The following is a 14,159-nucleotide window of genomic DNA, read 5'->3' as shown; positions in this document are numbered from 1 at the left end:
TCCCGATTAGGATTTGCTCGCAATATAGGTCAATAGGTCTACGACTTTGTTGGAATAACCCCACTCATTGTCATACCAAGAAATCACTTTGACAAATGTGTCACTCAGTTGGATACCTGCTTCAGCATCAAAAATAGAAGTTCTTGGATCTCCGTTGAAATCTGTAGAAACCACAGCGTCTTCAGTGTATCCAAGTATCCCTTTCATGGAAGTCTCTGATACCTCTTTCATTTTTGCACAGATTTCTTTGTAGGTAGCAGGATTTTTCAACCTTACAGTCAAATCCACCACTGATACGTTTGGAGTTGGAACCCTAAAAGCCATTCCTGTCAATTTGCCATTCAATTCCGGAATAACTTTCCCAACAGCCTTAGCTGCACCTGTGGAGGAAGGGATGATGTTTTGGGCTGCGCCCCTTCCACCTCTCCAATCTTTTGCTGAAGGACCATCTACGGTCTTCTGGGTAGCTGTAGTAGCATGTACAGTCGTCATCAATCCTTCTTCAATACCCCAATTGTCATTCAATACCTTTGCAATTGGCGCAAGGCAATTGGTAGTACAAGAAGCATTGGAAACAAATACCATATCTGAAGTATATGAACCTTCGTTTACTCCCATTACAAACATCGGAGTATCATCTTTGGAAGGCGCAGACATAATTACTTTTTTGGCACCGGCATCGATATGGCCCTGTGCTGTTTCTTTGGTAAGGAATATACCTGTAGATTCTACCACATAATCAGCCCCCACTTCTCCCCATTTCAAATTTGAAGGGCTTTTCTCAGCAGTAACCCTTATTTCATTTCCATTTACTACCAACTTTCCGTCTTTCACAGAAACGCTTCCGTCGAATCTTCCATGGGTAGAATCATATTTTAACATGTAAGCCATATAATCCACATCGATAAGGTCATTGATAGCCACGACCTGAACATCACTTCTATTCTGTGCTGCTCTAAAAACCAATCTACCGATCCTTCCGAATCCGTTGATTCCTACTTTAATTTTGCTCATAGTTATTTTATTTATTGTTGTACTGGTTAGTATGCAAAAAGGGATTTTTGAAGTTCGAAATCTCAATAACTGAAATAAATTACCACTTTTAATGGGATAAATTTACCAAATATATCTTGCTCCCCAAAATATTTAAAGGTTTGAAAATGAACATTTTAAAATAAGAAGGAAATACAATCGATTGCGGAAAAAGAGTCAAAAATCAAATCTCTGATAATCAGAACCATAATTTTCAGGTGTTTTTTTGATTAAGTTTAAAACACTTGGCTGTGAGGTAGGGAGTTACAAAAAAATAGCGACCGAAGCCGCTATTTTTTTTGAATATTGAAAAAACCAATTAGATTTTTTCAAGGATTTTGTTGAAGGTTTTACTTGGCCTCATTACTGCGGAAATTTTAGCTTCATCCAACTTATAATACCCTCCTATATCAACTTTTACTCCTTGGACATCATTGAGTTCGGATACAATTTTAACTTCATTTTCCTGCAGTTCTTTGGCAATAGGTTCAAATTTGGTTTTGAGATCCAGATCTTTATTCTGTGCTGCCAAAGCTTCCGCCCAATACAGCCCTAAGTAAAAATGACTTCCTCTATTATCTAATTCTTTGGCATCTCTTGATGGTGACTTGTCATTTTCCAGAAATTTCCCGGTAGCCTGATCCAAAGTCTCGGCCAATACCTTCGCCCTGTCATTGGAAAATGTATCACCCAAATGTTCGAGAGAAACAGCCAAGGCCAAGAATTCGCCCAAAGAATCCCATCTGAGGTGATTTTCTTCTATCAACTGCTCGACATGTTTTGGAGCTGAACCTCCGGCACCGGTTTCAAAAAGGCCTCCACCATTCATCAATGGGACGATTGATAGCATCTTTGCGCTGGTTCCCAATTCAAGAATCGGGAATAAGTCAGTCAAATAATCCCTCAGCACATTTCCTGTTACTGAAATGACATCTTTGCCGGCTTTGATTTGCTCCAAAGAGAATCGTATCGCGGCAGCAGGAGTCATGATCAGGATATCTAATCCTTTGGTATCATAAATTGGAAGGTATTGATTTACTTTTTTGATGATTTCAGCATCATGGGCTCTTTTTCCATCGAGCCAGAAAATAGTTGGGACACCGGTGGCTTTTGCACGATTGACTGCCAACTTTACCCAATCCTGCACTGGGGCGTCTTTGGTTTGGCACATTCTCCATATATCACCTTTCTCTACTTTGTGTTCGATCAAAGTCTCTCCTGACTCGGAGACCACTTTTACTACACCTTCAGCTTCAATTTCAAAAGTCTTATTGTGAGATCCGTATTCTTCAGCCGCCTGCGCCATCAAACCTACATTGGGGACACTCCCCATTGTTGATGGGTCAAAAGCCCCGTGTTCTTTACAGAAATCAATTGTCTCTTGATAAATACCTGCATAGCAACGGTCAGGTATCACAGCTTTGGTATCTTTTAATTTGCCGTGCTTGTCCCACATTTTACCTGATGTCCTGATCATAGCAGGCATAGAAGCATCGATGATGACATCACTTGGCACATGCAGGTTAGTGATTCCCTTATCTGAGTTGACCATGGCCAACTCCGGGCCAGTCAGAAAACAAGCTTCTATATCAGCTTCAATTTCTTTTTTCTTATCAGCAGATACAGTTGATAGCTTGGCTACCAAATCTCCAAAACCATTATTGACATCTACCCCCATTTCTTTCAGAGTAGCTGCATGCTTTTCAAAAACCGGAGCAAAGAACACTTTTACAGCATGACCGAAAATAATTGGGTCAGAAACCTTCATCATGGTGGCTTTCATATGAAGTGAAAACAAAACCCCTGCAGCTTTGGCATCCTCAATTTGTTCTTTGAGAAATAGCTTCAACGCCTTTACACTCAACAGAGAGGCATCAATAATTTCTCCTTTTTGTAAAGTGAGATTTTCTTTCAATTGGACCACATCACCTGCTGATGTGTGTAATTCGATGTTGACAGACCCGGCATTTTCCAATGTGACTGATTTTTCACTTCCGTAAAAATCCCCATGGTTCATACTTGCAACATGCGTTTTGGAATCTGCAGACCACCTACCCATACTGTGTGGATTGTTTTTGGCATATTGCTTCACTGCCAATGGGGCTCTCCTATCAGAATTACCTTCCCGCAAAACCGGATTGACAGCACTCCCTTTCACTTTATCATATTTGGCTTTGATACCTTTTTCCTCTTCACTGTTGGGATGGTCGGGATAATCAGGTAATCCATATCCCAAACCTTGCAATTCTTTGATGGCTGCTTTCAATTGGGGCATAGAAGCCGATATATTCGGCAACTTGACAATATTGGCCTCGGGCAAAGTGGCGATATTACCCAATTCCAACAAATCATCATTGATCCGCAACTCAGGGCTCAAATACTCAGGAAATAAAGCTATAATCCTTCCTGACAATGAAATATCTCTTGTCTCTACCGTAATCCCGGCAGAGTCAGTGAAGGCTTTGACAATAGGTAGTAAAGAATAAGTGGCCAAAGCAGGTGCTTCGTCGGTCAGCGTATACAGAATTTTAGCTGTTTTTGTAGTCATTTTCAATAGATTCAGATAGGTATAACAATTAATAATCGAAAAGGCGCAAAGAAACAAAATGGCATCCGCAACTCACGAATTATTCACAAAACATCTCGGCCCATTTTCAAAATTTCGGCTAAATTAAGCAAATTATTACGGTTTCAAAGAGGGATTATGCCAAGGGAAAATCGACAAGTAAAAAAGGGAAATTAAGTGAACTGCCACCAAAATTCTATGCTGTAGCATTAAAAAATCACCGCAAATCAAATCTATCTGCATCGAGCCAAGCCGGAAACTTCTGCCTATATTCCTGCAAAGAATCAAGATCAAGATCAATAAAAAGAATATCTTCTTTACTTTCAATGAAACCCAAAGTCTCCCCTTTGAAGTTGTAAGCCGCAGAATGTCCGGAATACGGGATGCCATTTCCGTCCTGACCGATCCTATTTACCCCAATGGAATAAGAAAGATTTTCTACAGCCCTTGCTTTCAACAAAATATCCCAAGCACTGATTCTTGGACTCGGCCAGCTTGCTACATAAAAAACAAGGTCATATTCCAGTTTACTATCCTGAAGCCTGTTTCTTGTCCAAACAGGAAACCGTAGATCGTAGCAAATCTGCGGCATGATTTTCCAACCCTTCCATTCAAAAACTTTTCTTTCCTTACCCATGTCATAATGTCCATCTTCACCGGCCATTCTGAAAAGATGTCTTTTATCATAAAAGTCAATTTTCCCATCCGGACTGACCCAGAGTAAGCGATTGTAAAAATCCCCCTTTTCCTCCACAACAAAGCTCCCTGTCACAATGGCCTGTGTTTGAGCGGCCATTTGCTTCATCCATTTGGTGGTGGTGAAGTTCATGGGTTCAGCTACCTCTTTAGCATCCATTGTAAAACCCGTCGTGAACATTTCGGGCAGAATGACCATATCCACCTTTGCCTCCAAATTCATAAGCCTCTCTTCCAACATCGCCATGTTTGCGGTTTTGTCTTTCCAATAAAGGTCAGTCTGAACCAATGCTATTTTTAGAGAGGCTGAATTCATGTGAGGTTTTGATAATTATATTTTTATTTCAGAGGGTAAACCATTCTATAATCTGTGGAAACTTTTCCCTTGCTTATATCTATAAGTTTGCTTTGGACCATTCTTTTTTTGAGACCCTTGAGGTAATCGATAAAAAGAATACCTTCCAAATGGTCATATTCATGTTGAATTACCCTTGCCGTCATGCCCGAAAATTCTTCTTCCTTCAGGTTCCAGTTCTCATCAAAATATTCCAGAGTGAGTTTTTCCGGACGGATAATCTCTGCCCTGATATCAGGTATACTTAGACAACCTTCTTCAAAACCGTAATTATCCCCATATTCATCCAAAATAATGGGATTAATAAAAACCCTTCTGATCCCTTTTTCCTCGTCTTTTTCATCGAGCATCAAGGTACTGTCAATTACAAAGAGCCTTATCCCTTTGTTAATTTGAGGAGCGGCTAGGCCTACTCCACTGGCATTGTCCATGGTAAAGAACATGTCCTGTATCAATTCATTGATATTTTCACCTTCATGGATTTCTTCTGCCTCTTTTTTGAGTATGGGATTTCCATAAGCGACAATTGGGTAAATCATATTTGTTCTAAGTAAGATTGTAGGATGATGGCAGCGCTTACTTTATCAAGGTTACCTGCCTTTTCTTTTCTGTCTTTTTTCTTGCTCCCCATGGTAATCATGGTTTGCATGGCCATTTTGGAGGTGAAACGTTCGTCAACTAGAACGAGTTTCTTATCAGGATACAATTTTGAAAGTCTATCTTTAAAACTAAGGACTCTAGGTGTCATTTCATTTGGATTACCGTCAAGGTGTCGCGGATAACCCAAGACAATGGTTTCAACTTCTTCTTTTTTGAAATAGGATGTAAGAAAATCGAGGAGCCTGTGTGTTTCGACCATCTCAAGAGGATTGGCGAGCATCTTGAGCGGATCTGTAACTGCAACACCTGTTCTTTTGGTTCCCAAATCAATGGCTATAATTCTGCCCATCAGTTGTTACGGATTTTCTTTTTTACTTTTCTAAGCACTTCCTTCTCCAGCTCTATGGCCTTGGGAAAAAGCAAGCAATCTTCAATTTGGGCATGGATACTCAATTCCTTTTCAAAAACCTGCAATTCATTATAGAGAACTTTCATACTGATAGGTGCATCCTCAGGTAAAAAATAATCCTTTGTCAGTTTTCTGATTCCTTCCATCTCATCATCATGGGCATCGTGTGCTTCCGAGAGTAATGTTACAGGGCTTTTTTCTAAGATTTGTAAGGCATCATTGAGCCGGTATTCATCAGCTTCGATTTGATGCAACAATTTAATCCTTTTAAACAACCGACTTTCTTCCTCATGAATGTGATGGATAAAATCATCTACAAAAAGAGGAAACATGATCTTTAAGTCAGCCAATATCCCTGCATAAATATCCTCTTTGACTTTTATACCCGAAATCATATTGGATAAAAAAGGCAACTCCTGTCTGACAAAAAAATAATGCTTTCTTTTTAGGTAAGAAACGAGAACTTCTATCGGATGCAGGTATAATTCCTCGGAGGTAGGTTCTTTTACCTTTGCCCAAGATTCGAGTTCATCGATCAGTTGTTGGGAATTGATTTTATATTTTTTACAGACCTCAAAAAGCGAATTATGTTCGTATTGAAAAAAACTGATGCCAAAATAATGAAGAACCGCAGCAAAGACATAATTCTCAGAAACGAGTTCTTTGATGGGGCTTTTTTCGATATCTTTGGAATCAAACATATTTGTAAAATTAAGGTAATTTAACCAATTACACTTAGACTATTCATCAAAATTCAATTTATTGCATTTATATAAACGAAATGACTCAAATTTCAGTTAAATGTTATATTTGATTTAATTTCATTATTTAATAAAACAAAAATTTATTAACCGGAGGATATCGTGAGCGAAATCAAAAATACAAAACAGCAAATCAGGTTGCCAATTATTTTGGCTTTGGCTATATCTGCCGGCATCTGGATCGGGGCCACATTTGCAGAGCCAAAAAGTGACACCAACGACCTCAAAGCAGCAATTTACAAGCTTCAAGAAATAATCACCTACATCAATAGGGATTACGTAGATAGTGTCAACACCAATGAACTTGTTGAATTTGGAATTGAAAAGATGCTTGAAAAACTTGATCCTCACTCTACCTACATTCCTGCTAGAGACGCAACCCTTGCGAAATCAGAATTGGACGGAGAATTTGACGGTATCGGAGTTGAGTTTGGTATAATTAGGGACACCATTTATGTCGTTGCACCACTGACGGGTGGACCTTCAGAAAAACTTGGAATCCAATCTGGAGATCAAATCATCATCGTGGATGGCAAAACCGTGGCAGGCACAGGCATCACCAACAGGGATGTTTTCGATCTTTTGAGAGGGCCTCGAGGAAGTAAAGTAGAAGTGGATATAAAAAGAAAAAACCAAAAAGATCTGATCAGGTATGATATAATCCGGGACAAAATCCCCCAATACAGTATCAATGCTTCCTACATGGTAAATGAAGAGGTCGGCTATATCAAAGTGACGAGATTCGGTGCCACTACACATGAAGAATTCAAAAAATCCGTAACGGAACTGAAAGAAAAAGGAATGAAAAAGCTCATCCTTGACCTTCAAAACAACCCAGGTGGATATATGGGTGCTGCCATCAACATTGCTGATGAAATCCTGAATTCCAATTCTCTCATCGTATCCCAAAAAGGAAAATTGAACAGGTATAACCAAAAAGCCTATGCTGTCAAACCTGGCTTGTTTGAAGATGGATCCGTGATTGTATTGATCAATGAAGGAAGTGCCTCTGCATCAGAAATCGTCGCGGGTGCTTTGCAGGATAATGACCGTGGTTTGATTGTGGGAAGAAGGTCATTTGGAAAAGGATTAGTACAGATGCCGATTGACCTTTCAGATGGTGCAGAGTTGAGACTTACGATAGCAAGATATTATACTCCCTCCGGCAGGTCTATCCAAAAACCATATGGATCAGATGAAGATTACAGTAGGGATTTTTCAAATAGATTTGAGCATGGAGAGTTCTTCTCAGCAGATAGTATCAAATTCAATGACAGCTTAAAATATGAAACTGTATCCGGCAGGTCTGTATTTGGAGGTGGGGGTATCATGCCGGATTTCTTTGTACCACTTGACACCACGATGGCGAGTGCCTATGTAAACAGGCTTTTCAATTCGGACTCCTCGAGAGAATTTATCCTGGATTACCTAGATAAAAACAAGAAGAAATTCGATGGAATGAGCTTCGAAGAATATTATAAAAAATATCAAATCTCTGAAGAAATGTTGCAGGCATTGGTCAAAGTAGGAGAAAGAAATAAGGTGAAGTTTGATGAAAAAGATTTCAATAAATCAAAAGATTATCTTAAAGTTCTTTTGAAAGCACATATGGGAAGACAGATATACGATGACAATGCCTTTTACATGGTAATCAATGACATCAACGAGGTTTACCTGCAGGCTTTGGGGCTTTTTGATGAAGCAGAAAAACTTGCCTTCTCTTCTAAAGTTAAACAGGAAGAATTAGAGTAGCAGAAAGAAATAAAAAAGGGGGATAAACATCCCCCTTTTTTTTCTTCAAAAAATCAAGACTACCTGTTATTTCGGAAAATTCTGATAAAAACTGTAACTTCAAAAATACAAAACCCCAAGTAACATGAAAAAGCAGGTTCTAATTGCATTGATTATTTTTATCTTGCCTCTGATCCCCACTAACCTTATGGCACAACAATCTAAAATTACCCATATTGCTGTATATGTTAAGGAATTGAAGAGAAGCAGTGATTTTTATAAAAATATCTTCGAGTTTCCTGAAATTGATGAACCTTTTAAAGATGGCCTACACGCTTGGCTGAATATTGGAAATAACCTATCGCTCCATCTCATCGAAGCACCTTGGCAACCTATAACTGTCAACAAAATTAACCATATCTGCTTCAGCGTCTCCAATATGGATTTGATCATTGCTAACCTGAAAGAAAACGGTGTGGAATACGAAGACTGGCCGGGAAATAAAAATAAAATCAATATCCGTCCTGATGGCATAAAGCAGATCTATGTTCAGGATCCAGATGGCTATTGGATTGAAATCAATGATGAGTACTAATCCAATATAAGTATGGATTATTTTTTAACTAAAAAAATCAAAAAGCACTATTACGGAGTATTCATAAAAATTGTATGATAGCCAATCCTTTATTTTTAATTGATAATCACCTTATCGACATAACTAGAATTCATTATCCCCAGGGCTCCCATATATTTTAGGTTGAATTTGACTAAATCACCAACCTTATATTCATGGGGATTACGGCCGAGATTCAGAATCAACATGTCTGAACTAGCCCCCAATATCTCAAATTTATCATCTTTAGGAATGAGGTATCTTGGGTCAATATCCAATAGCCCAATATCCAAAATTGCCCTGAAAGAAGTCCTGCCGTATAGACTACTATCGATTTCCATGACCTCTCCCTGTGGATTAGCAGCAAGCGTCCCTGAAGACAACAGGGATTTTTCCTGCATTTCAATGATTTCGGCATTAAGCTCAAAGACATCACCATGCATTCCCGGTATAATATTATTCTCAAATAGATCTACCCCGAAGTAAAGTGTCTCACCTACTCTAAAATGGTTAATGCCTTTAGGAAGCTGATGAGTCTTGAGTAAGGGAATGGTCACCGAAGTGCCTGCCGATACCCAAGGGATTTTTTTATTGAATTTGAGTTCGATAATCTGCTTATAAAGCGAAAGCTGAATCAATTTATCGGAGGAAGGCATCACCCCATTGAGACAGTTAAGATTGGTACCTAATCCAATAATTTCGATATTAGGGAGTTCAAATATCTGTTCATAAAAATCTACAATTAGGTCACCGACAACACCTTCTCTGAGATCTCCTGTTTCGACCATGATGATGATCTTATGGTTCTTTGATTGTTTTTTTGCCTCTTCCGAAATCCATCTGATCGTATTCAATTCGCTGTTTAGGCTGACATCTGCGTATTTGACCATTTTTGGAATATTCCTTTTCGAGACTGGCTTTATATAAACTGTCTGAATAGAGGAAGCTATTTCTTTTACTTTGGCAAGATTGCTGATCCGTGAATCATGGATTTCGGTTACTCCAAGATCTATTAATTCCTTTAGAAAACTCCTGTTTCCGCAGAGCATTTTGGATACAACCCCCCAAGAGATATCATTCTCTTCAAAGTTTTTTTTAAGGTAGTAGAAATTCTCTTGGAGTTTGATTCTGTTTAAAGTCAAAAATGCCATCTTATTTATTTAACCTCATTTCTAAGTACTTATTGGAAAACCCCAGTTTCTCGTAGAGCTTTTTGGCCGGATTATCCGGTTCTACATGCAATGCTATATCTCCATGTGCCAAATCAATGGCTGTTTTCATCAAAGTTTTTCCTAAACCTTTGCCGCGCTGGGAGGCATCAACAGCGATATATACAAGTATATTTTCAGGGATATATCCAGACATTCCAGTTTTGTTTACCACTACTGCACCGACTATCTCATCAATTTGTCTAGCCATGACTACAAATCCGCCCTTGTCTTCAGCTTGATTTAAAGCATAATCCAAACATTTCAATATATGGCCTATTGGATCTCCATATTGTTCTAGCTGGACAAATAGAAACTCAGCTATTTCTTTTTTCTGCAGGATAGTAGCTTGATTCTTGGGGGCTAAGGTTTCTATTTTAAGCATAGGTCCTAAGTGGATTTGATTCTTGGTTTTCATAAATCAGAAAATAAGCAAATAAGCCGCCAAAGACATGGCTAGACTTTAATAATCCGGAGTAAGGCTATTCATCTGTTGAATATGTGCCTTTCACAAAATCAATGAATTCCTTTTACAGAAACTTATGGGATTTACAAGCAAAAAAAGAGAAAGTACATGTGCACTTTCCTTTACCTAATAAAAAATCTATTTAAAATGATTTTTCAAAGATATGAATAATTACTTTAGGCCAAAAGAAAGAATTAATATAATTTCACCGATGTAAGGTGTGGTTTGGTCAAAAAAAAGCCGGACAAGCCGGCTTTTTCTATTCTATTATATTTGGAATCAGACGTTTTGACTGCTGACAACAGCTGAAAAATATTCCCTGTTCATACGGGCAATATTCGTGATGCTGATTCCTTTTGGACATTCCGCTTCACAGGCACCGGTATTGGTACAGGCACCAAAACCCTCGGCGTCCATTTGGGCTACCATTTTCTCTGCTCGTGTTTTTCTTTCTACCTGACCTTGGGGCAGCAATGCCAACTGAGAAACTTTGGCAGAAGTAAACAACATGGCTGAGGCATTTTTGCAGGCGGCTACACAGGCACCGCATCCGATACACTGTGCTGCATCCATAGCCATATCGGCGATAGTTTTTGGAATAGGGATTTCGTTGGCATCAGGGACGCCTCCTGTATTGACAGAAACATAACCTCCTGCTTGGATTATCCTATCGAAAGCAGACCTGTCAGTCACCAAATCCTTTAATACAGGAAATGCTTTTGCTCTCCAAGGTTCAATGGTAATGGTCTCCCCATCATTGAACGAACGCATGTGCAACTGGCAGGTGGTAGTTTGCTGAGGGCCATGAGGCTTTCCATTAATATAAAGAGAGCACATTCCGCAGATTCCTTCTCTACAGTCATGGTCGAAATGTACCGGATCTTCGCCTTTGGCTGCAAGTTCTTCATTGAGTACATCAAGCATTTCCAGAAAGGACATATCCTTGGATACTCCCCCCAATTTATAATCTTTAAATCCCCCCTTGTCGGAGTTGTTTTTCTGTCTCCAGATTTTCAAAGTTAAATTCATATCTCTAACGAGTTAAATGCGTCTGGTTTACTTGTAACTTCTTTGGGTCAGTTTGACGTTTTCAAATATCAACGGTTCTTTGACCAATTCCTCTTCCTGACCTTCTCCAAGGTATTTCCAAGCTGCCACGTAGGCGAAATTTTCATCGTCTCTTAGGGCTTCTCCTTCAGGAGTCTGGTATTCTTCCCTGAAATGACCCCCACAGGATTCATTTCTGTTCAAAGCATCATCGACCATCAGCTCTCCCAACTCAATAAAGTCTGCAACTCTATGCGCTTTTTCGAGAGATTGGTTGAGTTCTTCGTTGTCTCCAAGTACATTAACGCTTGACCAAAACTCCGATTTCAGTTCTTTGATCATAGCTTTTGCTTTTTTTAGACCTTCTTCTGTTCTAGCCATTCCGCAATAATCCCACATGATCTTTCCCAATCTCTTATGGAAATGGTCAATGGTCTTTTCTCCTTTGATGCCGAGAAGTTTTTGAATCCTCTCTTTTACCTCTTTTTCGGCCTTTTGGAATTCCGGATGGTCGGTCCCGATTTTTCCGGCAGGATTTTGCGCCAAATAATCCCCTATGGTATAAGGAATCACGAAATATCCATCTGCAAGTCCCTGCATCAACGCAGAGGCACCCAACCTATTGGCACCATGGTCAGAAAAGTTGGCTTCACCCAATGCATACAAGCCGGGGACATTGGTCATCAGGTTGTAATCCACCCAAAGCCCGCCCATTGTGTAGTGGACTGCAGGGTATATCATCATTGGCATTTCATAAGGATTTTCACCTGTAATCTGCTGATACATGTCAAACAAGTTGCCATACTTGGCACTGATGATATCTTTTCCGTCTCTTTTGATAGCATCTCTAAAATCCAAGAAAACAGCTTCTCCTGTTTCATTTACTCCCCTGCCTTCATCACAAACATATTTTGCATTTCTTGATGCAACATCTCTTGGCACAAGGTTACCGAAGGAAGGATATTTTCTTTCTAAGAAATAATCCCTGTCTTCCTCTTTGATATCGTTGGCTTTGATTTGGCCTTTTCTAAGTTTTTCTGCAGTAGCAACAGTGGCAGGTACCCATACCCTACCGTCGTTTCTCAAAGATTCGGACATAAGCGTCAATTTGGACTGATGGTCTCCTGACACCGGAATACATGTAGGGTGAATCTGTGTAAAGCACGGATTTGCCATCAAGGCGCCTTTTTTATGCGCCCTCCATGCTGCCGTCACATTAGATCCCATGGCATTGGTAGACAGAAAGAATACATTACCATAACCGCCTGTGCAAAGCAAAACTGCATGTGCAGCGTGAGATTCTATAGCACCTGTAATCAGATTCCTTGTTATGATTCCCTTTGCTTTCCCATCAATAGTCACCACATCCATCATCTCAGTACGTGGGTACAATTTCACTTTACCATTGGCAACCTGACGGCTCAATGCTGAATAAGCGCCTAGAAGTAATTGCTGGCCTGTCTGGCCTCTCGCGTAAAAAGTACGTGAAACTTGCGCCCCTCCAAAAGACCGGTTGGCCAACAAGCCTCCATACTCACGGGCAAAAGGAACGCCTTGGGCCACACATTGGTCAATGATCTTTACAGACACCTCTGCTAAGCGGTAGACATTGGACTCTCTTGCCCTGTAGTCACCTCCCTTTATGGTGTCATAAAACAACCTGTACACTGAATCCCCGTCGTTTTGGTAGTTTTTAGCTGCATTAATTCCTCCCTGAGCTGCAATAGAATGCGCCCTTCGTGGGCTGTCTTGGAAACAAAACGCTTTTACATTGTACCCCAACTCTGCCAGAGAAGCTGCTGCTGAAGCACCTGCAAGTCCTGTCCCAACGACAATGACATCATATTTCCTTTTATTGGCCGGGTTGACCAACTTCACGTTAAATTTATGTTTGGTCCATTTTTCTGCCAATGGGCCTTCAGGTATTTTAGAATCTAGTATCATCTAGGTCAGATTTAATTTTCTACATTCATTTTTAATCAATCCATTCAAAGCGACTGGATGTACATCACAATAGGAATCAGGGCAAAAAGAGCCGGAACTATGATAGAAAAGCCAAAACCGACTTTCTGGATCAAAGGAGAATATTTCACGTGATTTAGACCAAGGGTCTGAAAGGCACTTGCAAATCCATGGGAAAGGTGAAAACCCAAGAACCCCATAGCGACAACATAAAATGCGACATATAGCACATTGGAATACGCTGCCGCAACAATTGCAAATACGTTTTTGTAAGTCACTCCCGCGTAATCCACCGTAGGCATTTCGCCAAATTTGATTTCGTAATAAAACCCCTTTAAATGTACCAAGAGAAATATTAAGATAATTGTACCAAGAATCCCCATATTTCGTGAAGACCAAGAACTGTTTGTGGAAGCTTTGTTTACCGCATAATCTATCGGCCTAGAAATATTATTATGTCTTGATAACATAATAGAATAGAGAACATGAAGAAGGATAAAAGCAAAGTTACCGATAGAGACTATCCTGATGAGTGGATTGTTGGCCATGCTGTCTGCATAAAGGTTAAAAGACTCACCGTTATCGGGAAATAAAAGCTGAAGGTTACCAATCAAATGGATGACCAAGAATAATATTAAAAACAATCCTGTAAGGGCCATTAGTAGTTTTTTGCCCAAGGTGCTGCTTAAGGTTTTTGATACCCAACTCATATG

13 protein-coding genes are annotated in these 14,159 nt (G+C 39.7%); 2 read left to right on the top strand and 11 right to left on the bottom strand.

All coding sequences use genetic code 11. The features are described 5' to 3' along the window. Positions 1 to 6: 6 nt before the first annotated feature. The 6 genes from gap to MMU07_RS11635 all read right to left on the bottom strand — a co-directional run bounded on the left by gap (position 7) and on the right by MMU07_RS11635 (position 6,359). A complete protein-coding gene (gene gap / locus MMU07_RS11660) occupies positions 7 to 1,014 on the bottom strand; it encodes a type I glyceraldehyde-3-phosphate dehydrogenase (protein WP_241126054.1) in 1,008 nt (335 codons plus the stop codon). A 337-nt stretch (positions 1,015 to 1,351) separates the two neighbouring features. Further along, on the bottom strand, positions 1,352 to 3,580 hold the full coding sequence (locus MMU07_RS11655; RefSeq protein ID WP_241126053.1) for an NADP-dependent isocitrate dehydrogenase: 2,229 nt from the start codon (positions 3,578 to 3,580) through the stop codon (positions 1,352 to 1,354). 235 nt (positions 3,581 to 3,815) lie between these two features. Then, positions 3,816 to 4,610: an amidohydrolase gene (locus tag MMU07_RS11650; protein ID WP_241126052.1), complete on the bottom strand. Its 795-nt coding sequence runs from the start codon at positions 4,608 to 4,610 to the stop codon at positions 3,816 to 3,818. A 23-nt stretch (positions 4,611 to 4,633) separates the two neighbouring features. Then, positions 4,634 to 5,188 (bottom strand): peptide deformylase, encoded by a 555-nt coding sequence (def, locus tag MMU07_RS11645; protein WP_241126051.1) that lies wholly within the window; start codon positions 5,186 to 5,188, stop codon positions 4,634 to 4,636. Then, on the bottom strand, positions 5,185 to 5,598 hold the full coding sequence (ruvX, locus tag MMU07_RS11640) for a Holliday junction resolvase RuvX (RefSeq protein ID WP_241126050.1): 414 nt from the start codon (positions 5,596 to 5,598) through the stop codon (positions 5,185 to 5,187). The genes def and ruvX overlap by 4 nt, the downstream gene beginning before the upstream one ends. Continuing rightward, on the bottom strand, positions 5,598 to 6,359 hold the full coding sequence (locus MMU07_RS11635) for a hemerythrin HHE cation-binding protein (protein ID WP_241126049.1): 762 nt from the start codon (positions 6,357 to 6,359) through the stop codon (positions 5,598 to 5,600). The genes ruvX and MMU07_RS11635 overlap by 1 nt, the downstream gene beginning before the upstream one ends. A gap of 162 nt (positions 6,360 to 6,521) precedes the next feature. Between MMU07_RS11635 and MMU07_RS11630 the strand changes: the two genes are divergently transcribed. Both MMU07_RS11630 and MMU07_RS11625 read left to right on the top strand, forming a co-directional pair. After that, entirely contained in the window at positions 6,522 to 8,171 is a 1,650-nt protein-coding gene (locus tag MMU07_RS11630; RefSeq protein ID WP_241126048.1) for a S41 family peptidase, read from the top strand. A 124-nt stretch (positions 8,172 to 8,295) separates the two neighbouring features. After that, positions 8,296 to 8,745: a VOC family protein gene (locus MMU07_RS11625; RefSeq protein ID WP_241126047.1), complete on the top strand. Its 450-nt coding sequence runs from the start codon at positions 8,296 to 8,298 to the stop codon at positions 8,743 to 8,745. Positions 8,746 to 8,840: 95 nt separating this feature from the next. On the opposite strand, the gene MMU07_RS11620 is transcribed toward MMU07_RS11625, so the two are convergent. From MMU07_RS11620 to MMU07_RS11600, 5 genes are all read right to left on the bottom strand, one after another. After that, complete coding sequence (locus MMU07_RS11620) at positions 8,841 to 9,914, bottom strand: alanine racemase (protein ID WP_241126046.1); 1,074 nt, start codon at positions 9,912 to 9,914, stop codon at positions 8,841 to 8,843. Position 9,915: 1 nt separating this feature from the next. Continuing rightward, on the bottom strand, positions 9,916 to 10,356 hold the full coding sequence (locus MMU07_RS11615; RefSeq protein WP_241126045.1) for a GNAT family N-acetyltransferase: 441 nt from the start codon (positions 10,354 to 10,356) through the stop codon (positions 9,916 to 9,918). Positions 10,357 to 10,716: 360 nt separating this feature from the next. Continuing rightward, the gene (locus MMU07_RS11610) at positions 10,717 to 11,466 is read right to left on the bottom strand and encodes a succinate dehydrogenase/fumarate reductase iron-sulfur subunit (protein WP_241126044.1); all 750 of its coding nucleotides are present in this window, start codon (positions 11,464 to 11,466) and stop codon (positions 10,717 to 10,719) included. Between the two features lie 27 nt (positions 11,467 to 11,493). Next, a complete protein-coding gene (locus tag MMU07_RS11605; RefSeq protein ID WP_241126043.1) occupies positions 11,494 to 13,428 on the bottom strand; it encodes a fumarate reductase/succinate dehydrogenase flavoprotein subunit in 1,935 nt (644 codons plus the stop codon). Between the two features lie 44 nt (positions 13,429 to 13,472). Beyond that, positions 13,473 to 14,156 carry a succinate dehydrogenase cytochrome b subunit gene (locus tag MMU07_RS11600; RefSeq protein WP_241126042.1) on the bottom strand — a complete coding sequence of 228 codons (684 nt, stop codon included), beginning with the start codon at positions 14,154 to 14,156 and terminating at the stop codon, positions 13,473 to 13,475. Positions 14,157 to 14,159: the final 3 nt, after the last annotated feature.

This window comes from Cognataquiflexum nitidum (assembly GCF_022538055.1).
Taxonomy (GTDB): Bacteria; Bacteroidota; Bacteroidia; order Cytophagales; family Cyclobacteriaceae; genus Cognataquiflexum; species Cognataquiflexum nitidum.
Note: the sequence above shows the minus strand (reverse complement) of the source record. Positions and strands in the feature narration are given on the sequence as shown.

Bases quoted from the DNA above. Each gene is read 5' to 3' on its own strand.
- MMU07_RS11655 (WP_241126053.1), bottom strand. From the start codon at position 3,580: ATGACTACAAAAACAGCTAAAATTCTGTATACGCTGACCGACGAAGCA.
- MMU07_RS11615 (WP_241126045.1), bottom strand. From the start codon at position 10,356: ATGCTTAAAATAGAAACCTTAGCCCCCAAGAATCAAGCTACTATCCTG.
- MMU07_RS11625 (WP_241126047.1), top strand. From the start codon at position 8,296: ATGAAAAAGCAGGTTCTAATTGCATTGATTATTTTTATCTTGCCTCTG.
- def (WP_241126051.1), bottom strand. From the start codon at position 5,188: ATGATTTACCCAATTGTCGCTTATGGAAATCCCATACTCAAAAAAGAG.
- MMU07_RS11600 (WP_241126042.1), bottom strand. From the start codon at position 14,156: ATGAGTTGGGTATCAAAAACCTTAAGCAGCACCTTGGGCAAAAAACTA.
- MMU07_RS11620 (WP_241126046.1), bottom strand. From the start codon at position 9,914: ATGGCATTTTTGACTTTAAACAGAATCAAACTCCAAGAGAATTTCTAC.
- MMU07_RS11650 (WP_241126052.1), bottom strand. From the start codon at position 4,610: ATGAATTCAGCCTCTCTAAAAATAGCATTGGTTCAGACTGACCTTTAT.
- MMU07_RS11610 (WP_241126044.1), bottom strand. From the start codon at position 11,466: ATGAATTTAACTTTGAAAATCTGGAGACAGAAAAACAACTCCGACAAG.
- ruvX (WP_241126050.1), bottom strand. From the start codon at position 5,598: ATGGGCAGAATTATAGCCATTGATTTGGGAACCAAAAGAACAGGTGTT.
- gap (WP_241126054.1), bottom strand. From the start codon at position 1,014: ATGAGCAAAATTAAAGTAGGAATCAACGGATTCGGAAGGATCGGTAGA.
- MMU07_RS11605 (WP_241126043.1), bottom strand. From the start codon at position 13,428: ATGATACTAGATTCTAAAATACCTGAAGGCCCATTGGCAGAAAAATGG.
- MMU07_RS11635 (WP_241126049.1), bottom strand. From the start codon at position 6,359: ATGTTTGATTCCAAAGATATCGAAAAAAGCCCCATCAAAGAACTCGTT.